This is a genomic window from Olsenella sp. AGMB03486, from assembly GCF_040884255.1.
Lineage (GTDB): Bacteria > Actinomycetota > Coriobacteriia > Coriobacteriales > Atopobiaceae > Olsenella_L > Olsenella_L kribbiana.
In genome coordinates, this window is sequence record NZ_JBEVTM010000012.1 from 1 (window position 1) to 21,607 (window position 21,607).

The window sequence follows — 21,607 nt, forward strand, 5'->3', positions numbered from 1 at the left end:
GGAAAAGTCCATCTGCAGGAGAGCGCTGGAATCCAGAGCATGCCGAAGCTCCGGAAACCAGTGCTTTTCCATGTCTCGATGCTCTCTTGGCATAAAAAAGATCCAGCAGGGAGAGGGTCTGCTGGATCTCGGACACGTCTGTGTCCCTGGGAATGGGCTCCGAAACGAGGGGGAAGGAAGAGCTAATTCCCATCTGTTGGCTAGGATTAAACACCTTTGGCCTGATGGTGTCAATAGTAAACCAAAGAAAACTTTGTTGCATGGAGGAATTGCGCACTGAATTGTGCAGCGTTTCCGCGGGCTGACAGGCGTGCCTATGCATGATGAGAAAAAGCTCTCATGCATGTTCGGACAGGGCTGGCTCGAATATGTGCCATATCGCTGGCTGATATCAGGACATTCTGTTTCAGGCAGGAAAACTCATAGGTAACGTAGATGCCCATCTGTGTGTGCGTGCGCTAGGGTACGCATATCAAGAAAGCAACAGGCTTTCTTTCAGCCAGCCGGAAAGGGAATCGAGATGGAATGCGCTTCTTCCAAGCACGCTGAAGCAGCTCTCTCCTCTGTCGGTGCAGCGGCTGTCCTCGGCCTACGAATTACCATGGCCGTACCTCGCATCTGGCTATAGCCGGCGGGGGAGGCCTTCTGAGCTGCGGGAATGGTAGCCGCAGCGCTTCTGTTGCAGCAGCGAGGACAGATTGTTTCAGAAAAGAATCTCAAAGTTACTGATACATCAAAACCTGTCGGTTCTTGCAAAGCTGCTTTCCAATTGGTCCTAAGTTCTCTATCAGAGCTTTAAGGCACAACAGAAAGGGAGAATCTGTTATGGCAAGCATCTCACGTCGTTCGTTCCTGAAGGCAACCGGCGCTTCTGCCGCTGCTCTTGGCCTGGCAGCCTGCGGCAACTCGGGCTCCGGCTCCTCTGACTCCAGCTCGATCAAGCTGGGTGTTCTCGGCCCCTATTCGGGCTCCGTCGCACAGTACGGCCTGGCCGTCCGCAATGGCGTGGAGCTCTACTTCTCGCTGAACCCAAAGATCAATGGCAAGGACGTCGAGCTCGACGAGATGGATGAGAAGGGCGATGCCACCGAGGCTGTCAACGCCTACCAGAAGATGGTCGAGAATGGCGATGTCGCAATCATCGGCGACGTCACCTCGACGCCTTCCATCGCTGTGGCCCAGCAGTCCGTGAACGACAACATGCCGCTCATCTCTGCATCTGCAACGGCTGCTGGCTTTGTCCAGTATGGCTCCAACGCCTTCCGTGCCTGCATCACCGACCCGTATCAGGGCAAGCTCATGGCAGACTTCGCTGCAAAGCAGGGCTACAAGACGGTCGGCACGATCTACAACTCCGGCGGCGACTACGAGAAGGGCGTCAACGACGCATTCGTCGAGGAAGCCGGCAAGAAGGGCATCACGATCACGACGCAGCAGGGCTATGCTGACGGCGACGTCGACTTCAACGGCCAGCTGACCGCCATCATCGCTACGAGCCCTGATGCCATCTTCTGCCCGAACTACTACCAGGACGACGGCAAGATCGTCACCCAGGCTCGCCAGCAGGGCTACAAGGGCGTCTTCATGGGCGCCGATGGCTGGTCCAACATCGTGGGCGGCTCCGAGGAGTACGCATCCGCTGAGGACCTCGAGGGCTGCTACTATGACTGCTCCTTCGTCTCCGAGAACCCGGACGAGAAGGTCCAGAAGTTCATCTCCGACTACAAGGCAAAGTTCAACGACGAGCCGTCGAACTTCTGCGCCCTCGGCTACGACGCTGCCATGGTCATGGCCAACGCCATCGAGACCGTGGAGAAGGACGGCAAGGCCAAGGCTGGCACTGCCGACTACTCCCAGGCCATCATCGACGCTATCGCCTCTGGCTCCGTTGACGGCGTGACCGGCACGATCAAGTACGAAGGCACGGGCGACCCGGTCAAGCCGACCCTGGTCATCACGTTCAAGGGTGGCGCGCAGGAGGTCTTCCAGACCGTCGAGGCAGAGTCCTAAGACGCAAGCTCATAGCTCAGCCAAAGGAGCGGGCATCCGGCCAAATGCCGGGCGCCCGCTCTTCTTGGGCTCGAGGATACGCAGGTAAACGGCCTGTTACCATTGAGATACTAGCTATAGCAATTTCTTCTTTTCTTCTTGGGCGAAGCTATTCTAAATATCGAGTATTTAACCATTGCTATGAAAGGGGTGGTCAGGCATGACACTCGTCACGCAGATCATGAACGGTCTGCAGCTGGGCAGCGTCTATGCGCTTGTGGCCCTGGGCTACACGATGGTGTACGGCATCATCCTGCTGCTCAACTTCGCACACGGCGACATCATCATGGTCGGCGCCTACATCTCATGGATTGTCATGTCCCAGCTGGGCATGCCTCCATTTGTTGCTGTCGTACTCTCTATCGCAGGCTGCACGCTGCTCGGCGTACTCATCGACAAGGTCGCCTATGCGCCGCTTCGCAATGCGCCGCGTCTGTCGATCCTGATCACGGCCATCGGCGTCTCCTACTTCCTGGAGAACGGCGCACAGCTCGTCTTCGGCGCTGACGCAAAGGTTGTGCCTTCCTTCATCGATTCCACGACAGTCGAGATCGGTGGCATGCAGATCTCGTCGGTCGCCCTTCTCACGGTCATCGTGACGGCCATCTCGACAATCATCCTCACACAGCTGGTGGACAGGACGAAGCTCGGGAAGGCCATGCGTGCCGTCTCTGAGGATATGGGTGCTGCACGCCTCATGGGCATCAATGTGAACAACACGATCTCCTTCACGTTCGCTGTGGGCTCTGCGCTTGCTGGCATCGGTGCTGTCCTCTACTCGATGGCATACAGCCAGGCGACGCCGACCATGGGCATCATGCTCGGCACGAAGGCCTTCGTCGCAGCAGTCCTCGGTGGCATCGGCTCGATTCCAGGCGCCGTCATCGGCGGACTCCTCGTCGGCTTTGCCGAGGTGGCTGTCTCTGCTGTGGGCCTCTCCGTCTGGAAGGATGCTGTCGTCTTCCTCCTGCTCATCATCGTCCTCATCGTGAAGCCGACGGGCATCCTCGGCCGTCCGATGTCCGAGAAGGTGTAGGGGATAACAATGGCTGAAGCAATCAACAGGGCGTACCGCACGCTCTCTACCAAGCAGCGATACCTCATCAATTCGATCCTGGTCGTTGCTTTCCTCGCAATCGGCGAGCTCATGATTTCGGGAGGCGTCATCTCCCGCTATCAGACGACGGTCCTGGAGCAGGTCGGCATCTACATCATCATGGCAGTATCGCTGAACATCGCCACCGGCTACCTGGGACAGCTTCCTCTGGGCCATGCCGGCTTCATGTCGGTCGGCGGCTACTCCTGCGCCATCTTCATCATGCGCATGGCTGACGTCTTCGGTGTCGGCACCCGCGACTTCTCGACGGGCACGCCCCAGGCAATGCTGCTCTTCGTCTGCGGCCTCATCTTCGGCGGCCTCTGCGCTGCCCTTGCCGGCCTCATCATCGGCATCCCGGCCCTGCGCCTCAAGGGCGACTACCTCGCCATCGTCACGCTCGGCTTCGCTGAGATCATCCGTGTTGTCATGCTCAACATCGACGACGTCCTCGGCTTCCAGCTCACGGGCGGCGCCAAGGGCCTCACGGGCATCCCGTCCTACACGAACTTCCTAAACACGTTCATAGTCGTCGCCATATCGCTCTTCCTGATCCACACGATGATGAAGAGCAGGCACGGACGCTCGATCCTGTCGATCCGCGACAACGAGATCGCCGCAGAGTCTGTGGGCGTCAACACGACGTACTACAAGACGCTCGCCTTCGTCGTCTCTGCCTTCTTCGCCGGCATCGGCGGCGGCCTCTATGCAGGCTGCGTCGGCGTCATGATGCCTGCCAAGTTCGGCTTCATGAAGTCGATCGAGATCCTCGTCATGGTCGTCCTCGGCGGTATGGGCTCCATGCTCGGCTCTGTCCTCTCCGCGACCGTCCTCACGATCCTGCCTGAGGCGCTGCGTGCCTTCTCCGACTACCGCATGGTCGTCTACGCAGTCGTCCTCATCGTCGTCATGATCTTCCGTCCGCAGGGCCTCATGGGCACCTACGACTTCTCGATGGGCAATACGATCGAGAAGATCATGAACGGCCAGTTCCCCTGGAAGAAGCAGAAGAAGGAAGAAGCAGTAGCAGAAGAGACGAAGGAGGTGGCGAAAGATGGCCGATAGCCCGAATGAGATCAAGCGCAAGCGTCAGCGCGAGGTGCTGCTTCCGGTACCGACGCCCAACCTGGTCACCGAGCGCGACTTCGGAAAGCCGCTCGTCCTCGAGGTCGAGCACCTCGGCATCGACTTCGGCGGCCTCACGGCAGTCGATGACTTCAACATCGCAATGGGCCCGACCGAGATTGCCGGCATCATCGGCCCGAACGGCGCCGGCAAGACGACGATCTTCAACCTCCTCACGAAGGTCTACCAGCCGACCCGCGGCACGATCCTTCTGAACGGCGTCGATACCGCCGGCATGAACACGATCCAGGTCAACCGCCTCGGCATCGCCCGTACGTTCCAGAACATCCGCCTCTTCAGCCAGATGACGGTGGAGCAGAACATCCTTGTCGGCATGAACAACTCGATGAACACCTCGCTTCTCCAAGACATGCTGCGCTTCCCGGCGCACTGGAAGGAAGAGAAGGAGTTCCACGACAAGGCAATGGATCTCTTGGGCATCTTCAACATGCAGAAGTATGCCAATGAGCTTGCAGGAAACCTGCCCTATGGTGCACAGCGCCGCCTCGAGATTCTGCGTGCCCTGGGCACGAATCCGAAGCTCCTGCTTCTCGACGAGCCTGCCGCCGGCATGAACCCGAACGAGACCGAAGAGCTCATGGAGAACATCCAGAAGATTCGCGATGACTTCCAGATCGCCATCCTTCTGATCGAGCACGATATGGCTCTCGTCATGGGCATCTGCGAGATTGTCGGCGTCCTCGACTACGGCAAGATCATCTGCAAGGGCACGCCGGAAGAGGTACAGTCCGATCCGCGCGTCATCGAGGCATACCTCGGCAAGCAGGGTGCCAAGGCTGCCAAGGAGGCGGTGGAGAAATGACCATGCTGAAGGTTGATGACCTCCAGGTCTACTACGGCGCAATCCACGCCGTGAAAGGAATCTCCTTCGAGGTCAACGAAGGCGAGATCGTCTCCTTGATCGGTGCCAACGGCGCCGGCAAGTCGACGACCATGAACACGATTGCAGGCCTCATCAAGCCGAAGGAAGGCAAGATCGTCTACAAGGACGAGGACATTACAGGCCTTCCTGCCCACAAGATCGTCGCGAAGGGCATGGCTCTCTGCCCCGAGGGCAGGCGCGTCTTCTCGCATCTGACGGTTCAGGAAAACCTCGAGATGGGCGGCTACTTGAGGACAGCCGCGGAGAACGCGGACACGATGGAGAAGGTCTATACGTACTTCCCGCGCCTGAAGGAGCGCAAAGCCCAGACGGCCGGCACGCTCTCCGGCGGCGAGCAGCAGATGCTTGCCATGGGCCGTGCTCTCATGAGCCACCCGCAGCTCCTCATGCTCGACGAGCCTTCGATGGGTCTGGCACCTATCCTCGTCGACGAGATCTTCGACATCATCGAGACGCTCAACAAGGCGGGCACGACGATTCTGCTCGTCGAGCAGAATGCCCAGATGGCCCTCTCGATTGCAGACAGGGGCTATGTCCTCGAGGTCGGCAATATCGTCCTCACGGGCACCGGCAAGCAGCTCCTGAACGATCCTGCCGTCAAGAGCGCCTACCTTGGCGGCTGAGACCATACAGCAGACAGATCGAGCGCTACAGGAAGGAGAGCATCCACGGGATGCTCTCCTTTCTTCTTGCCGCCGAAATGAGCGTGTGAGCTGGCAGCCGGGTCATGAGGCTCCATGCTTCTGGGATTCGTTCATCTGACTTCAGGATAGCGGGACCTCTGGCCAGATTCGATAAGCCAGCTATAGGTCTCGATGGAACAGATGTCGTAGGCTGCACGGTGCTCGCCATCTATCACGGCATCTTCCTTGTCGTACCAGATCTTGGCTTCCACCTCATCGCCAATCTTGGGCTCTGGGCCATATGTCCTCTCGGTGTGGTCGTTCCGGATGAGCATCAGGGTATCGCCCGCCTCTGGCAGGGAGGAGCCGTCCTTTTCTGCCTGGACTGCCGCTGCACCGGCTGCGTCCGCATCTGCGACTCTGATTTCGATATAGGCGATGCTGCCATCGTCGTCGGACGCATCGGAGACGGTTCTGATATCTTCGACGGTTCCGGCAACAGTCGCGAGAGGCGTGACATAGTTCGATACGCCTGCAGCGCGGGAAAAGCCCGCTATGAGAGCGATTTCGGCGATAGCCAAGGCAGCCAATGTGGCAGCTGCCACCATGAATGCCTTTCGCATGGGAGCCTCCGGTCTTTGGACGCAAGCAAAACATGAGGAGAATCGGTCTGCGCATGAGAATCCGACCAAGGGAGAAGCTTCTCATCGGACAGCTTTCTTCGCAGGTACGAGATTGAGGGTGCAGAGATAGGCGAGGCAGGCTGAAGCGCAAGCGAGGGCAAAGGCCGCTAGTGGCCAGAAGCCGAGAAGAAGATGCGCGCATACCGCCAGAAGCGCTGCTGCTGGCGCAAGACAGGCGAGGCGCAGGGCTTTGGCACGGGTATATGTCCTGTCAAAGATGCGGCAGGAAGCCTTGTGCCAGGAGATGAGCATGCAGCAGGAGAAGAGAAGGACGAAGATGATGAGGGCGGGGTCTGCCCAGACAGATGCGTCCGCTGCCAATGCGATGAGCGCAAGATGGCCTGCCAGGAGATAGACATCAGCTGTCTCTGCGAACTTTATCTTCCGCTTCTTCATCTCCGGCTCCTCTTGCTGGTGGCAGAAAAAGGATGTTCGTAGCCTCTTTGCAGGGAAGCATACCCGATGGCGGAAAAGTGCGGTACCTGGCGTGCTGGGTTTCGGCCAAGGGAATATTGCTTTCGGGAAGTGCTCCTGCTGGATGGCAGGGCAAAGCCGAAGTGCGCACTTTCCGGTACTCAGGTGCTGGAGGCCCGGACTGTGTGGATGGCAGGTTTTCCGCCGCAGGCGGCATATTATTATGCCTCGATATCGCTTTCATCTGGTTAGACATGTATTTGTTCGCAATAACCCATCGTTCGTTAAGAATCTGCAATACAAGGTTCAATAATTGGTATATCTGTACAGACAGATAACGATGCGGCGCTTCTTGCAGGACACGCCAAAAAAGGTGGTTGCCATGAAGGGTACGCTCTCGGAGAAAGCACTGCGAACATCCGAAGAGATTGTCCGCGCCTTGTGGAGACAGGATCCAGAGTCCTGTCGTCCCTATCTGCATGAGGGCTTCACCTATATCGGACCGAGCGCGGACGAGTACTGCCTTGTCCCCCAGTCGCTTGATGCCTATATGGACCATATGCCGAAGGACGGCATCGAGGCCAAGAAGGTCTCCGAGGAGTATTTCCAGGTGCGCGTGCAGAGCCCGCACGGGATGCTTGTGACAGGACACGTGCTTGCGTCGTATCCGACAGGGCCACATGAGGTGGCCTTCCACCGCTTCCGTGTCACGCTGTTCTGGACCGTCGAGGACGAAAGGCTCCAGCTTGTGCATCTCCATATCTCGACGCCGACGTGGCAGAGCCATGGGCAGAAGACGATGCATGGAGAGGGGCAGGTGGGTGGTACCAGCACGGTCTCCGTCCGTCTCCATCCTGATTCCCATCCTCTTGTCATGCGCGATTCCTCGGGTGTCGCCCACTTCCTCGATGCAGATGCTGTCATCTATCTCGAGGCAGAGCGGCAGTACACGATGGTGCATGCGGCGGAGGGCATCTTCCGCCTGGCAAAGGTCCTGGGCAAGGTCGCGGCCGAGCTGCCGCCGAACTTCCTGCGTGTCCACCGCGGCTTCGTGATCAATGTCGCCCATGTGCGGGAGATCCATACGCGCCAGATTATCCTCGATGAAGGGACGGCCATTCCCATGCCGGAGCGTCGCTCTGTGCAGGTGCGCAGAGAGGTGGAAGAGGCAATCCGCGCGCTTGGAAGGGCATAGCAGCTTTCTGTCTTTTGCGTTTGCACGGGGATGCAGCAGCAAAGACCGGCAACGCTGAGCTTTCTGTTCAGCGTTGCCGGTCTTTCGTGACCTCTTCGACTTTTTCGCTGCTAGGCACGTTAAACTCATTACGCACATACGTAAGAAACGAAACGATTCATGTCTGGAGCTTGCGGGTTCCATGCCTGATCGGGTCAGGATGGAGGCGATCTCCTGCATGAGGAAGCAGCTTCAGGAAGATGCACTCCGCATGGCGGAGAGCCTTGTGGACCGGCTCCCTGACCACGCGGCGCAGAAGCTCGAGCCGCTCTTTGCTGAAACGCTCCAGGCTGTAGGCCCCTTGGAAGGGGATTGGCTGCTCGACCGGCATGATTTCCTCCAGGAGCTCGAAGAGCTTGCAGAAGCGTATGAGCTCAGGGGCGTCGGCAAGCGCGATGTGCATGCCTGTGCGCTCGATGAAGATGCCTGTGTGACCGTAAGCCGCTTTGCTGCCATCACCCGCGAAGGCATGATTCCCTGCCGCCTTACGCTCATCTGGCAGGAGCTCAAGGGCGAGCTCAAGATCTGCCATGCCCATTTCTCGGTCGCCGTGACGGAGGAGCATGGAGGGGCAGTGGCCCACGCGCTCAGGGAATCGATCGTGCTGCGTGATGCAGACGGCATCTCGCACTTCCTGAGCCTCTCCGATATCGTCTATATCGAGGCTTCCCGCCAGTCGACGCTTGTCCATGCAGTGACAGGCACCTTCCGCATGAGCGAGGGCATCACGCATCTGCTCACGCGTCTCGATGGCAAGTTCGTACGTATCCACCGTGGCTTTGCCGTGAACGTGGACCATGTGGAAGGCATGCGTCCGGGCTATGTGATGCTCGACGAGGGAACGAGCCTGCCCGTGCCTTCGAGGCGCACCCGCGAGGTTGCAGACGATCTCCGCCGTGCCATAGGCTCGTAAGAGCTGATTTCAGACGAGAAAGAAGCGGCCTCCCTGCCCTGTGGGCGGGGAGGCCGATTTCATCAGAGCGTTTCGGTATCGAGCCAGATTGTGAAGGGACCCTTGTTCACAAGCGAGACATCCATCATCGCGCCGAACTCGCCGTGTCCCACGCGGCTTTCTCCGAGGTCTGCCCTTGCATCTTCGAGGAACGCCTCATAGAGCCTCTTGGCCGGCTCTGGCTTGGCAGCTCCCGTGAAGGAGGGCCTGTTGCCGTGTGAGCAGTCGGCACAGAGCGTGAACTGGCTCACGATGAGGACAGAGCCGCCCGTGTCCTGAAGGGAGAGATTCGTCTTTCCGGCAGCATCGGGAAAGATGCGCAGGCGCAGGATCTTCTTCCAGAGGCGCGCGGCGGCAACTTCCGTGTCTTCGGGCACGACACCCAGGAATATGCAGAGGCCGGGGCCGGAGGAACCGACAAGCTTTCCTTCGACCGTGACCTCTGCCGTGTCTATGAGCTGGATGAGCGCGCGCACGCTACATCTCGATCCCGTAGAGGCGCGTGAACTTCTGCACGAGGTAGTCCGTGTAGTAGGCCACATTGAAGGGCTCGCCGCAGGCATTGACGACAATCTCTGCCGGGTCGAACGTGCGGCCCCACTGCCAGACATGCTTCTTGAGCCAGGCACGGATCGGCTCGAGATCGCCGGTCGCAAGGACGCCGTCGAAGTCCATGCCTTCTGCCATCATCTGGTGGCGGAACTGTGCGCCATAGGCGCCACCCAGCGCATAGGTCGGGAAGTAGCCGATGAGGCCGTCTGCCCAGTGCGTATCCTGGAGCGCACCGTGCGTGTAGTCAGAAACGCGGACGCCGAGATACTTCTTGTAGCGGTCGGCCCAGAGCATCGGCACCTGCTGCGCCGTGATGTCGCCCTCCATCAGGAGCTGCTCGATCTCGTAGCGGATGATGATGTGAAGGGGGTAGGTGAGCTCGTCTGCCTCGGTACGGATGAGGCCCGGCTCGACGCGGTTTGCGGCCATGTAGAACTGGCGGGCGCTCACACGGGAGAACTGGCCCGGGAAGTGCTTGCGCAGAAGCGCAAGGAGAGACGGCGCGAAGGCTTCGGCACGACCGACATAGTTCTCGAAGAAGCGCGACTGCCCCTCATGCATGCCCATGGACGTGCCGCCCTTGAGCGACGTGTAGTTGAGGGCGGGGTCGACGCCGGTCTCGTAGAGGGCGTGTCCTCCCTCATGGAGCATCGTGTAAAGGTTCGAGAGCACATCGTCCTCATAGACGTGCGCTGCGATCATCGCATAGTTCGTCGTGATGCCATCAGAGTAGGGATGCTCGGTCTTCGTGAGCACCATCACGTCCGGATCGAGTCCTTCGAGGTCCATGAGGTCGCGTGCCAGGGCCCACTGGCGCTCTGCCTCGAAGCGGCCCTCGACGACCCTGCGGGAGAGCTGCGGACGCTGGGAGATCTCCTGGAGGAGCGGCACGACGCACTTCTTCACCTCGCGGAAGAAGTGGTCATAGAATGCGCGGCTCGTGCCCTGCTCGAAGTAGTCGAGCCACACATCGTACGGGTTCCTGTGCGGGTCCTGGCAGCTGGCAAGATGGCGCATGGCATTGACGACACGGTCAAGATAGGGCTCGAAGCTTGCCCAATCGTTTGCAGCCTTTGCGGCATGCCAGACGGCGCCGGACTCGGCGAGCAAGCGCGTGAATGCTGCCTGGTCTGCTGCCGGGACATTTTCGAGACGGGCACGCTCGCGTCTGAGCACGCGCACCTGTGCGCGCTGCGTGCGGTCGAGGAGCGCCGAGCTCCTCTGGAGACGGTCGAGAAGCTCGCCGGTGTTCTTTGCGCACAGAAGCTCCTGGTCCTCCTCGTCGAGGATGGCCTGTGCCTCGCCGCGGTCATGCACGGCCTTCTTGGGGTCGATCGAGGGGCCGAAGCAGCCCATCATCGTCTCGGCATACCTGTGGGCATAGAGATGCATCTCGAGCGAGTTCAGGGCAGCGAGATCTGCCTTCGGGTTCATGACGGCGGCAGGGGAAGCAGCAGGGACACCTGCTGGAGCGGGTGCTGCCTGCGTGTCAGCTTTCTGCGCAGGCTCGCTCACCTGGGCCTCGGTCTTGCCGCTTTCGTTCGTATCAGCCATATTCGAGCTCCTCTCGCGCGTCTGCGCGCATGTTCCTATGAATAGCTTCCAGTGTAGCCTGAGACGTGCCTCAGCTTAAGGGACAGAACGGGATACGCTCAGCAATGGCAGATAGATGGCCATACATGCGCGCTTGGTGCCGATCGTGTCGCAGGATGCACCATTGCTGGATATCTCGTTTCAAGGGACTCTTCCTTGCGCCATACTTGGAGTCCCGGAAACGTTTACGGAAGGAAGATCCGATGAAGTATGTATTGGGCATTGATGTTGGCGGCACATCAATCAAGGCAGGCATCTTTACGCTTGAAGGCCAGCTCAAGGCAGTCCGCACGATTCCGACCTCGGACCTCACGACACCTCAGGCCTTCGCCGAGGTGACAGATGGCCTCACGAACCTCGTATCTTCGGTCGATGGTGCGATCACCGACGTGGAGGCGGTCGGTCTCGATATCCCTGGTCCTGTCGATGCGAATGGCAATGTCGGCTTCCTTCCGAACATCAAGCTCGATCCTGACGGACTCAAGAATGCCTTGAAGGAGACGTTCTTCCAGGCACGCCTTGCCTTCGTGAACGATGCGAATGCCGCAGCGCTCGGCGAGATGTGGATGGGCGGCGCCAAGGGCGTCAAGAACTTCATCATGATCACGCTCGGCACGGGCGTCGGCGGAGGCGTCGTCCTCAATGGCCAGCTCGTGGCAGGAGCGAATGGCGCTGGCGGCGAGCTTGGACACCTGACGATGAACTACGAGGAGACGCGCACCTGCGGCTGCGGCCGCCATGGCTGCCTCGAGCAGTATGCAAGCGCCTCCGGCATCGTGACGCTCTACAAGGAGGCCTGCGAGAAGGCAGGCAAGGAGCCCTGCGCGCTCTCGGGCCGCTCCGATTCCTACTCTGTCTTCAAGGCCATGGCAGCAGGGGACGAGTGCGCACGCACTGCCATCTCCCAGATGCTCGAGTATCTTGCTCGCGCCATGGCACAGCTGTCGTGCGCGGTCGATCCTGAGGCTTTCGTTATCGGCGGTGGCGTCGTCGGCTCGTTCGATGTCTTCAAGGACGAGCTCACCGAGCGCTTCCAGGCCCACTGCCTGCCGATCTGCAGGAACACGAAGATCGTGCCGGCAGACCTCGGCAACCAGGCCGGCATGTATGGAGCTGCGCTCTGCGCCCTCTCTGCAGAAGAAGAGTGAGGCACGCCCGGGATATGCGGAAGGCGGCTGCAGTCTCAGGGCTGCAGCCGCCTTCTTCTTTGACGGAATGTGAGCTAGAGGAGGTCGCGTACGAGCGGCATGCTCATGCAGTGCGTGCCGCCACGTCCGCGCGAGAGCTCGCCTGAGGGGAATGTGTGGACTGCGATGCCTGCCTTGTCGAGGAGATCGAGCGTGATCGGTGTCCGCTCATAGCCCACGACCTCGCCAGGAGCTATAGCGAGGACATTGGCGCCGAGGTTCCAGAGCTCCCATTCCGTATCGACCGGATCGTCTCCGCCGCAGGGGATGAGGCGCACATCGGGGTTCCCGGTCGCCTGGGCAAGCGCTCTGTGCCAGTCCTTGCCGACATAGTCATAGCCGACGCCTGTGGGTGCCGGGAAGAGGCGGTAGATGTCGGTCGTGCCGTCGATCAGGGGGTTGTAGAGGAACGTATCCACATCGACCATCGAGAGCGAGATATCGAGGTGCATGGACGCGCGATGCATGCCGATATCGAAGGCATAGACTTCCGTGTAGCCGCGCTCGAAGAGGCTGTGAGCGATGTATTCGATCGAGACAGGGCTCGTGCGCTCCGAGCAGCCGATGATGACAGAATGGTCGGAAAGGACGAGCACGTCGCCGCCTTCGATGCGCTGCGGGAAGGAGAGGTCGTAGAGGTCCTCTTCCTTTGTATCCTGAAACTCCTTCGCATGCTGGCGCACATAGCGCAGCACGATCGCCTCGCGCTTGCGGGCACGCTTCTCCATGTGGGAGTAGATGACATCATGGCCGAGCGAGATCGAGTTGTCACGCATGAAGTAGATGTTAGGGAGCGGGCAGACGGCAAAGACGGCCTCGCGGGCACCGAGGTTTCCGAACGACGTCACATCCTGGAGGCGCGCATCGTCGCTCCTTATGCCGCAGAGCACGGTCTCGACGAGCTCTTCTGCCGTCATGCGCAGATAGAGGTCCTCGAGCTTCTCCACGAGGGCAGGGCTCGTGATATGGGAGGCGTCGAGGAACTCGGAGACGAACTCATAGCGGACCTTCGGGGACTCGAAGGCAGACTTCATGAGGTCGGTGAGATAGAGGACCTCGACACCGGCATCTGTCAGGATCTTGGCAAAGGCATCGTGCTCTTTCTGGGCCTCTGCCAGATACGGCGTATCTTCGAAGAGCATGCCCGAAAGCTGAGAGGGAAGCACCTGGCAGAGCTCGCGTCCGGGCCGGTGGAGCATCACCTTTCTGAGACGTCCTATCTCCGAATACACCTGCGTCATGTGGGCCTCCATTTGATGCGATCGGTGTGGCAGTTCCCTGCGGAACTGCTAAACCTTAGATCTGAAATATGACCATACAGCACTTCAGTCGGTTACCATCGTGTTGCCTTGAGCTCCGTAGGAATATTTCCGGCGTAAGGCTGGTGCAGGCGGCGCTGCCGCAGATTCCTGATCAAGCAGGATTGGCAGTCTGACAGAAAAAAATGCCTGTCCTCATGTGCCCGAATCGAGGCCTGTGCGTCTGCATGAATGGACGCCAGGGGGGCGAGGGCGATATCTGTGCCAGAATAGAACCCGGAAGGGGAAGGATTGAGAATGGCATTATCTGACACGAAGGCAGATCTGCTTCGTTATCTCGACCGCGTGACACGCGAGCTTTCTCCGGGTTCGCTCGCGCCTTTCACTACGATGCGCATAGCTTCGGAATGCCATGTCAGCCGCAACCTCGCAAGCCAGTATCTCAATGAGCTGGTGCGAGAAGGACACGTGATCAAGGTAGAAGGACGTCCCAAGCTCTTCTTCCATCACGCTGCCATGGAACGGTTCCTCCAGTGCAGGATTGCAGGCATGGAGTATGCCTCCATGGAAGAGCTTCTTGCGCGGGGCGGCGCTCTTGAACAGCAGGATTTCGAGAAGGCGATAGGGCATGACCTGAGCTTGAGCGTGTGCGTCGAACAGCTGAAGAGCGCTGTTGCCTATCCGCCGCAGGGCCTTCCTGTGCTGCTGGTCGGAGACCATGGCACGGGCAAGGAGCTGCTTGCCAATTTGACATTCGAGTACGGCGTCAATTCGGGCGCCCTGCCGAAAGGGGCCTGCTTTGTCGAAGTGGATGCTTCGCGCTACGAGGAAAGCGATTCGGGAGCGGAAGCCGACATCTTCGGGAATGGTAGCCGGAACGGAGCGGTACAGAAAGCTCATGGCGGTGTGGTCTATATTCATCGCTTCGACCATTTGTCGCAGACGGCAGGCAACCGTATCGTCGCCCGCATATTGGAGGGTGTCTCGTCATCCGATGGGATATCCGATGCGGCATCATCGGTACGCTTTATCCTTGGCACGGCGCGTCCGGCTTCCTCGCCGCGCGTTCTTGGACTCTCACGCGTCCTGCCAATCACGGTCCAGCTTCCACGCTATGCTGAACGAGACGAAAATGAGCGCATGGTCCTGGTCATGCATTTCCTCAGAACGGAAGGCAGACGTGTCGCAGCTGATGTATCGATATCCCGTGGTGCGCTGAGAGCTCTGGTTCAGGGCGATTTTGCCGAGAATATCGATGGTCTGAAGTCGTGCGTTGCAACCTGCTGCGCGAATGCCTATATCGGCTGCAGCGAGGGCAAGCTGGTAATCCGCCAGTATCATCTTCCCCTCCATCTTCTGAGTGCAACATCATCGCGCTCGGATGACGACCAGCTTGTCTCAAGTACAAGGCGTGCTCCGGTCACACCCAATGCTCGCATCCTTGCCTTCTTCCAACGCCTTGCCGACCATTTCGGTGCCTATGAATCAGGGGACATAACGTTCGATGAGTTCTGCCATGCCGCTCTCGAGACCATTCATGACTATGAGGATTTCCTCAACTTCGACGGGAAGGTCACGAACCCGCGCATGGAGACCTATGAGCAGGTGCTGAATCCCATTATCGAAGAGATCGACTCTGCCTATGGGATAGAGCTGACACGCAAGACTGCGCGTGCCTTGGCACAGGCGCTGACTTTGCAGCTCTGGGGAGGGATTCGCTTCTCGCAATGGCGCAGGGACAAGCGCGAGCTGCTGGTGCGGATGTCTGCAGCGCTCTCCCACAGCTCCCGCATGGCTACCACCATCGTCGAGCAGATGGCGGCAAAGGTCAGGAGCACGCTCGGGGTCGAGATCGACGAGCTTACGGCCGTAGTGCTCCTTGTCGATGTGAAGGAAGTCATCGAAGCCAGCACAGACGCGCGCGATTTCTGCGGCGTCATCCTCTGCCATGGCTACGCGACGGCGACCTCGATTGCCGACGCCGTGAACCGCATCCTGCACGCACGGGTATTCGAGGCGGTCGATATGACCTATGACCAGCAGATGGCAGATGTCGTCTCGCCGCTGACTCGAATCCTTGGCCGGTATTCCTTTGCACGCGAAGTCGTGATTCTGGTCGACATGGGCTCGCTTTCGCAGGTGGCAGATGCGCTGCCGCCGATGGCGGGAACAGCCATCCATATCGTCAGCAACGTGTCGACAGGCCTTGCGCTGGAGATCGGCGCCTCCCTCATGTCCCATGAAGACATGAGGGAGGCACTGGAACGGATTGTCGGGACATGCACGCCAGCAATCAGGACCATCGAGGCAGCACGCGGAGAGGAAGCGATACTGTTCTGCTCCGAGGCGGGGGCACCGGCTGCAGACAAGCTGAGGAAGCTCATGTCCGATTCGCTGCCAGAACAGCTGCCTGTCCGCCTTGTGACCTGCGATTACCATGAGCTGGAGCGAATGGGCAGCCAGGCGCCTGCCTTCAGCAGCTACTGCGTGCGTGCCATCGTCGGCACAATGGATCCCGGCGTGGCTGAAGTGCCCTTCATAGCTCTCGAGGATATCCTCTATGCCGGCTCTTCGGATGCGCTCGATGCTGCGCTGCGGCAGGCGCTTGGCCCCGATGGGATTGCGCTCTTCCATCAGAAGCTGCTTCGGAATCTGACACTCAGAAATGTTGTCGAATCCATCACTATCCTGAATCCCGAGATGCTCTATCTCGAAGCGGACCGCGCCATGCAGAAGCTTTCTGCCCTGAGCGGACGCACGATCGATGCCCGCCGCCAGATTGCCCTGTACGTGCATCTGTGCGGGCTCATCGAGCGTCTCGTGACCAAGAACTTCGTGGATACCTATCCAGATGCCGAGGCATTCGAGCGCGACCACCACGACTTCATAGACTGGTTCCGTCAGGCATTTGACGAGATGTGTCGGCGCTATCGTGTCGAGATTCCTGTGACCGAGATTGCCTATGTACACCACATGCTCATGATGCCGCAGGAAAAAGCTGGATATAAGAACAGCATCGCCAGTCTGGTACTTGAAGACGAATGATTCAGATGCCTAGTCTGGTGCAAGTGTCGAAGCTGAGTGTCGGCTAATCCGCTTGCCTGCCACATCAATCCGTTCGTGCTGTCGAAAGTGGCCGGGTACTGGCGAGAGGTTCCCATCTGCCTTTTGGCAGCTGCGAATATATCTACAGTTCTTTCTGTCAGCAGATGGAATGCCCGAGGCAAAGACGGTCCTCGAAGGCATGTCCTTCGGTCGCGAGAAAGGAGTGCAGATGAGTATCACGGCAGGCAGAATCGACTATCGCCTCCTCCATGGCATCGTGCAGGGCTTCTGGTGCCCCACCTATGCTACGCAGCGTACGATGATCATCGACGATGCAACGGCGGAAGACGAAGTACGCAAAGCTGCCATGAGGATGTCGAAGCCTTCGGGGCAGGCTCTTTCAATCATCACACACGAGAAGGCTTTCACGAATTTCAAGGCAGGCAAATATGACAACCATACCGTCTTTGTCATAGCCCGCGATCCTCAGACGTTCCTTGACCTGATTGAGCTCGGACAGAAGATACCTGTGCTTACGCTGGGCCTGACCGAGCTGCCGCCAGAAGGCACTCCTGGCGTTCAGGCAGGACGGCGCGCCTTCATCAAGGAAGAGGATATACCTGTCTATCGCAAGATCGTGCAGGCGGGGACCAGAGTCGAAGTCCGGTATATGACGACGGACAAGCCGGTTCCCATTTCCGAGTACATAGACGTCTAGAAGGGGAGGATCCAGATGGCAGTCAATGCGCTTCAGTTCATTCTTATCGTCCTGCTCTCGGGATTCAGGGCGATGGATTCGTATTCCACGCAGCTATTTACGTTCCAGCATGCACTTATGTGCTGGCTCACGGGCATCATCCTGGGCGACCCCTATACCGGTCTTGTCATCGGTGGCACCATCCAGCTCATGAGCATGGGTGCAGCTGGCCTCGGCGGCTCGTCTGCTCCTGACTATGGCATGGCTGGCATGGTAGCGACCGTGCTTGCCTGCATCACCGGTTCGGGCGACATATCTGTCGGCCTTGCTGTGGGCGTAGCTGTTGCTATGCTCTATGTCCAGCTCGATGTCATGTTCAAGATCTATAACTCCTGGGTCTTCAAGGTCATCCGCGGGCATGCTGTCAAGGAAGAGTACGGCAAGATGCTGCGCTCCTTCTTCCTGTCGCATCTGTGGCTTTTCCTGCAGGGCGCGCTTCCGATGGCGCTTGTGCTGGCATTTGGCCAGCAGGCGGTCGATGCCGTGCTTGCAGTCATGCCGGATTGGTTCACGACCGGCCTTACCATCGCTGCTGGAATTCTTCCGGTCACCGGCTTCGCGATGCTTCTGACCTTCATGCCGGTCAACAAGTTCTATGCATTCCTGATCGTAGGGTATGTGCTGGCTGCCTATCTCAAGCTCTCGGTCCTTCCGATTGCCCTCCTGGGCGCAGCAATCGCTATCGAGTACTTCAGGCTGAAGAGCTCATCGCAGGTCATGGCAGCACAGAATGCAGATGGAGGCGAGCTCGAAGATGAGTAATTTTCTGAAACCGAAGGATTTCAAGGATTTCGATGAGGCTCCGGCACCCGTGCAGCTTCCGGATGGCTCATATGAGCCGGTGCTTACCAAAGAGGACCTCAAGATCTGCAGCCGCCGCATGCTGCTGATGGATACCGCTTCCTATTCATATGCCACGCAGAATGCACCCTGCTGCACATTTGCTGCCTACTATGCGCTCCGCAAGATCTACGGCAACGACCGGGAAGCCTTCAATACGGCAATCCTCAATCAGCTCGACTGCGTCTTCAATGCAACACCTCCAGTATCAGGCCTCCTTCTCGGCGCTGGCCTGGCTATCGAGGACCGTGGACACCTCGGCGGCATGGCTGCAGAAAATGACCTCAAGGTCGGCCTCATGGGTCCGCTCTCTGGCGTCGGCGATGTCTTGATCTGGATACTGCCGATGACGATTCTGGGCTCCATTGCAGGATATATGGCCATGCAGGGCAATCCGGTGGGCATCCTGCTCTGGGTTGCTGTCTGGGCAGCCATCCTTGTCTGGCGTCTTCAGAATTATGTTCAGGGCTATGATGCCGGTGCCAAGGTCATCACGAGCATGGCAGACAGAATCTCGATTCTGACGGACGCCGCTTCGATCCTCGGCCTTACCGTCGTGGGTTCCCTCATCTATTCTGCCATCTCGATCTACACTCCGCTCACCTTCACTTTCGGGGAGATTTCCCTGTCGCTCCAGACCGGTGTGCTGGACCAGATCTTCCCCAACTTGCTCGGTGTGATTGCAGCTGCGGTGACCTACCGTCTCATCAAGAAGGGCGTGAAGCTCAACTGGATCATTCTGGGCATCATCGTTATCAGCTGGATCTGCGCCGCCACTGGCATCCTCGGCGTTGCCCCCGCTGCCTAGCCATTCTGCTCTTCGCCCGCCCTTGCCGGGCGAAGAGCCTCTGCCAAGGAGATACCTGCAAGGCGTATCTTCTTGGCAGGGGAAACATCATTACCCTGCTCTGCACAATGTGATCCTGCTGCATCAGGGATGCAATAGGAAGTGAGCACCCATGAGACATGTCATATTGGCCTCCCATCACCGCTTCGCCGAAGGCCTGAAGGACACCCTCGATTTCCTCGGCAACAAGCAGCCTCTCGAAGTCGTCTGCGCCTATGTGGACTCCGCACCGCTTGAAGAGCGAGTCAGGGAGATCTTCAGCACCATTGCGCCGGATGACGAGGTACTTGTCCTGACCGATATTCTGCAGGGGAGTGTCAATCAGGCCTTTGCGCCCTATATGGGACCGCATGTGTTCCTGGTGGCAGGCATCAATGTGCCGACCGCTCTGGAGCTCTGTCTGTCGGCAGACGAGCTCAGCATTCAAGGCATAGAGAATGTCCTTGAGATGGGCAGACAGTCCATGCAGCTGGTCAATACATTCGCTGTGGCGATGGACGAAGAGGATGAATAGGCAGGAGGGCACATGAAGAAGTCGGATGTTATCGCACGGATCAAGGCATTCTGTGGAGGAATCGCCTTCGATACTGGAAAGCCTATCGACGACAAGACGACGCGCGACCAGATAACCTATGGGAAGCAATGGGTCGAAGAAGAATGCACGGGCATCGTCACCTGCATCTGGCCGACGGCAGACATCATCCGCGAAGCGCAGCGCAAAGGAGCGAACCTAATCATCACGCACGAAGCGCTCTTCTGGAACCATGGAGATCATGAAGACATCCTTCTTGGCAACAGGACCTTTGCTGCCAAGAAGGAGCTTCTCGACAGATGGGGAGGCACCGTCTGGCGCTGCCATGACTACATCCATTCGAAGGTGCCGCTTGAGGCAGATGGCGGGATGGTCGATGGAATCTTCTATGGTTTTGCGTGGAAGACAGGCTGGCTCGACTATCGGATTGGCGATACGGCACAGAGCCTGGATTTCGAGATACCCGAGATGAGCGGCAAGGAGCTCGCCGAACATCTGGTGGCGTCTTTGGGCCTCAATGGCACGCGTCTGATCGGAGATCTGCATGCCCGGGTGCGCCGCGTGCACATTCCGATGCATGTGCTCGGCAATGCCGCGTCAGATACTCATGAAATCATGTATGCGGACAGCGAAGATGTCGATGCTCTGGTGACTATGGAATTCATCGACTTCACGACGTGCGAGTATATCCGTGACGCAGCACAGCTTGGCCAAGGAAAATGCGCTATCACGGTAGGACATTTCAATCTGGAAGAGCCTGGCATGGAGTATATGGTCAGATGGCTTCCCCGTGCCCTGGGTACCAACGAGATTCCTCTGGCGTTTGTGCCGATGCGGGATACCTATAGCTATGTCGTGCATGGGGTGGCTTCATGATGGATCTCGATCCCCGGCCTATTGCAGGCAGCGTTTCTGTGCATAATTTCCAGCCTGAGCATGAAAAGCCCTCCCGATGGTCCTTCATGAAAGTGCTGCGAGAGCATTCCGATCTCAAGGAATACTATCCAGACGTCAACCCTTTCGTCGAGTGCTATAAGGTGCGGCCCAATACCTATGCGCTCTTCAGCCCTTCCATCATGCCGGGGTGCGGCGATGTCTGGAGCTATCTCGTAATCGGTCCCGAGCGAGCGCTTCTTATCGATACGGCTTTCGGATTGGGAAACATCAGGAAGCTGGCGGAGCATCTTGCGCCTGACAGGGAGATTCTCTGCTTCAATACGCACCGGCACGTCGATCATATTGGGGGCAACTTCTGTTTTGATGCTGTCTATATCAATGAATACGATGCTGAGCTTCTGAAGCGTCAGATGGCGCCTGGCTATATGGCAGGCTTTCTTCTCGATGAACAGGGAAAACCGAAATCATCCGATTTCGACCCCAAGAATCTGGTGCCCTTTCGGCCTTATGAAGTGAAGGGAGTGCCTTCTGGATTTATCTTCGATCTCGGCGTGATGGATACGGGAGAGCCCTATCGGGTAGAGGTTAATCTTATCTCAGGCCATACAGCAGGCGAATCTGGCATTTACGATCGTGTGACTGGCTGCTTCTTCATGGGCGATGCGACGAGCGCACTGCTCGACGAAGGGGAGAGCCATCCAGAGCTCTGTACTATCCGCTCGCTTCATGACTGCATCGTGAAGATCATCGAAGCTCATGGAGATAAGATATCTGGAGTGTTTCCTGGCCATGGAACATTCGACCTTCATCCTGTGACGCTTAGCTATCTTGCCGAAACGGCACAGAGCATACTCGATCATCCCGATTGGCATGACCGCGAGATCGACTGGTTTGGCCGCAAGCTCTTCACCCGCAATATCTATCAGTTTGGGAGCGACCTCAAATACACTATGGATACCGTGGGATGAGCGCTTGACGGCTGCATCCGATGCGTGCGGCTTTCCCGTCCTGCCGGAAA

20 protein-coding genes are annotated in these 21,607 nt (G+C 58.3%); 15 read left to right on the forward strand and 5 right to left on the reverse strand.

Annotated elements, in window-relative coordinates; genetic code table 11:
• Positions 1-825: 825 nt before the first annotated feature.
• The 5 genes from ABVS03_RS07180 (at position 826) to ABVS03_RS07200 (ending at position 5,797) form a co-directional block, all read left to right on the forward strand.
• Positions 826-2,010, forward strand: coding sequence for an ABC transporter substrate-binding protein (locus ABVS03_RS07180; RefSeq protein WP_330972180.1), 1,185 nt, complete (start codon positions 826-828; stop codon positions 2,008-2,010).
• 199 nt (positions 2,011-2,209) lie between these two features.
• Positions 2,210-3,085 (forward strand): branched-chain amino acid ABC transporter permease, encoded by an 876-nt coding sequence (locus ABVS03_RS07185; protein ID WP_330972181.1) that lies wholly within the window; start codon positions 2,210-2,212, stop codon positions 3,083-3,085.
• A gap of 9 nt (positions 3,086-3,094) precedes the next feature.
• Positions 3,095-4,210 carry a branched-chain amino acid ABC transporter permease gene (locus ABVS03_RS07190; RefSeq protein WP_330972182.1) on the forward strand — a complete coding sequence of 372 codons (1,116 nt, stop codon included), beginning with the start codon at positions 3,095-3,097 and terminating at the stop codon, positions 4,208-4,210.
• Complete coding sequence (locus ABVS03_RS07195) at positions 4,200-5,093, forward strand: ABC transporter ATP-binding protein (protein ID WP_330972183.1); 894 nt, start codon at positions 4,200-4,202, stop codon at positions 5,091-5,093. Before ABVS03_RS07190 ends, ABVS03_RS07195 begins: the two co-directional genes overlap by 11 nt.
• On the forward strand, positions 5,090-5,797 hold the full coding sequence (locus ABVS03_RS07200) for an ABC transporter ATP-binding protein (protein WP_368018583.1): 708 nt from the start codon (positions 5,090-5,092) through the stop codon (positions 5,795-5,797). The genes ABVS03_RS07195 and ABVS03_RS07200 overlap by 4 nt, the downstream gene beginning before the upstream one ends.
• Before the next feature lie 131 nt (positions 5,798-5,928).
• On the opposite strand, the gene ABVS03_RS07205 is transcribed toward ABVS03_RS07200, so the two are convergent.
• Both ABVS03_RS07205 and ABVS03_RS07210 read right to left on the reverse strand, forming a co-directional pair.
• On the reverse strand, positions 5,929-6,420 hold the full coding sequence (locus ABVS03_RS07205; RefSeq protein ID WP_368018584.1) for a hypothetical protein: 492 nt from the start codon (positions 6,418-6,420) through the stop codon (positions 5,929-5,931).
• An 81-nt stretch (positions 6,421-6,501) separates the two neighbouring features.
• Positions 6,502-6,876 carry a hypothetical protein gene (locus ABVS03_RS07210; RefSeq protein ID WP_368018585.1) on the reverse strand — a complete coding sequence of 125 codons (375 nt, stop codon included), beginning with the start codon at positions 6,874-6,876 and terminating at the stop codon, positions 6,502-6,504.
• A gap of 457 nt (positions 6,877-7,333) precedes the next feature.
• Here ABVS03_RS07210 and ABVS03_RS07215 point away from each other — a divergent pair, with 457 nt between their 5' ends.
• Positions 7,334-8,089 (forward strand): LytTR family DNA-binding domain-containing protein, encoded by a 756-nt coding sequence (locus ABVS03_RS07215; RefSeq protein WP_368018586.1) that lies wholly within the window; start codon positions 7,334-7,336, stop codon positions 8,087-8,089.
• A 217-nt stretch (positions 8,090-8,306) separates the two neighbouring features.
• Entirely contained in the window at positions 8,307-9,041 is a 735-nt protein-coding gene (locus ABVS03_RS07220; protein WP_330972188.1) for a LytTR family DNA-binding domain-containing protein, read from the forward strand.
• Positions 9,042-9,103: 62 nt separating this feature from the next.
• Here ABVS03_RS07220 and dtd read toward each other — a convergent pair whose 3' ends face one another.
• Together dtd and ABVS03_RS07230 are read right to left on the reverse strand one after the other, a co-directional pair.
• Positions 9,104-9,556, reverse strand: a complete 453-nt coding sequence (gene dtd, locus ABVS03_RS07225; protein ID WP_330972189.1) for a D-aminoacyl-tRNA deacylase — start codon at positions 9,554-9,556, stop codon at positions 9,104-9,106.
• A gap of 1 nt (position 9,557) precedes the next feature.
• Positions 9,558-11,186, reverse strand: coding sequence for a carboxypeptidase M32 (locus tag ABVS03_RS07230; protein WP_330972190.1), 1,629 nt, complete (start codon positions 11,184-11,186; stop codon positions 9,558-9,560).
• Positions 11,187-11,428: 242 nt separating this feature from the next.
• Between ABVS03_RS07230 and ABVS03_RS07235 the strand changes: the two genes are divergently transcribed.
• Entirely contained in the window at positions 11,429-12,373 is a 945-nt protein-coding gene (locus ABVS03_RS07235; protein ID WP_330972191.1) for an ROK family protein, read from the forward strand.
• 74 nt (positions 12,374-12,447) lie between these two features.
• Here the strand turns inward: ABVS03_RS07235 and ABVS03_RS07240 are convergent, their stop codons facing one another.
• On the reverse strand, positions 12,448-13,653 hold the full coding sequence (locus ABVS03_RS07240) for an arginine deiminase family protein (RefSeq protein ID WP_368018587.1): 1,206 nt from the start codon (positions 13,651-13,653) through the stop codon (positions 12,448-12,450).
• A 315-nt stretch (positions 13,654-13,968) separates the two neighbouring features.
• Between ABVS03_RS07240 and ABVS03_RS07245 the strand changes: the two genes are divergently transcribed.
• The 7 genes from ABVS03_RS07245 to ABVS03_RS07275 all read left to right on the forward strand — a co-directional run bounded on the left by ABVS03_RS07245 (position 13,969) and on the right by ABVS03_RS07275 (position 21,557).
• Positions 13,969-16,716 (forward strand): PRD domain-containing protein, encoded by a 2,748-nt coding sequence (locus ABVS03_RS07245; RefSeq protein WP_368018588.1) that lies wholly within the window; start codon positions 13,969-13,971, stop codon positions 16,714-16,716.
• Between the two features lie 229 nt (positions 16,717-16,945).
• The gene (locus ABVS03_RS07250) at positions 16,946-17,434 is read left to right on the forward strand and encodes a PTS system mannose/fructose/N-acetylgalactosamine-transporter subunit IIB (protein ID WP_368018589.1); all 489 of its coding nucleotides are present in this window, start codon (positions 16,946-16,948) and stop codon (positions 17,432-17,434) included.
• A 15-nt stretch (positions 17,435-17,449) separates the two neighbouring features.
• Positions 17,450-18,235, forward strand: a complete 786-nt coding sequence (locus tag ABVS03_RS07255) for a PTS mannose/fructose/sorbose/N-acetylgalactosamine transporter subunit IIC (protein ID WP_368018590.1) — start codon at positions 17,450-17,452, stop codon at positions 18,233-18,235.
• Complete coding sequence (locus ABVS03_RS07260; protein ID WP_368018591.1) at positions 18,228-19,121, forward strand: PTS system mannose/fructose/sorbose family transporter subunit IID; 894 nt, start codon at positions 18,228-18,230, stop codon at positions 19,119-19,121. Before ABVS03_RS07255 ends, ABVS03_RS07260 begins: the two co-directional genes overlap by 8 nt.
• Positions 19,122-19,272: 151 nt before the next feature.
• On the forward strand, positions 19,273-19,674 hold the full coding sequence (locus ABVS03_RS07265) for a PTS sugar transporter subunit IIA (RefSeq protein WP_368018592.1): 402 nt from the start codon (positions 19,273-19,275) through the stop codon (positions 19,672-19,674).
• Between the two features lie 12 nt (positions 19,675-19,686).
• Positions 19,687-20,568, forward strand: coding sequence for a Nif3-like dinuclear metal center hexameric protein (locus tag ABVS03_RS07270; RefSeq protein ID WP_368018593.1), 882 nt, complete (start codon positions 19,687-19,689; stop codon positions 20,566-20,568).
• Positions 20,565-21,557, forward strand: coding sequence for an MBL fold metallo-hydrolase (locus tag ABVS03_RS07275; RefSeq protein ID WP_368018594.1), 993 nt, complete (start codon positions 20,565-20,567; stop codon positions 21,555-21,557). The genes ABVS03_RS07270 and ABVS03_RS07275 overlap by 4 nt, the downstream gene beginning before the upstream one ends.
• Positions 21,558-21,607: the final 50 nt, after the last annotated feature.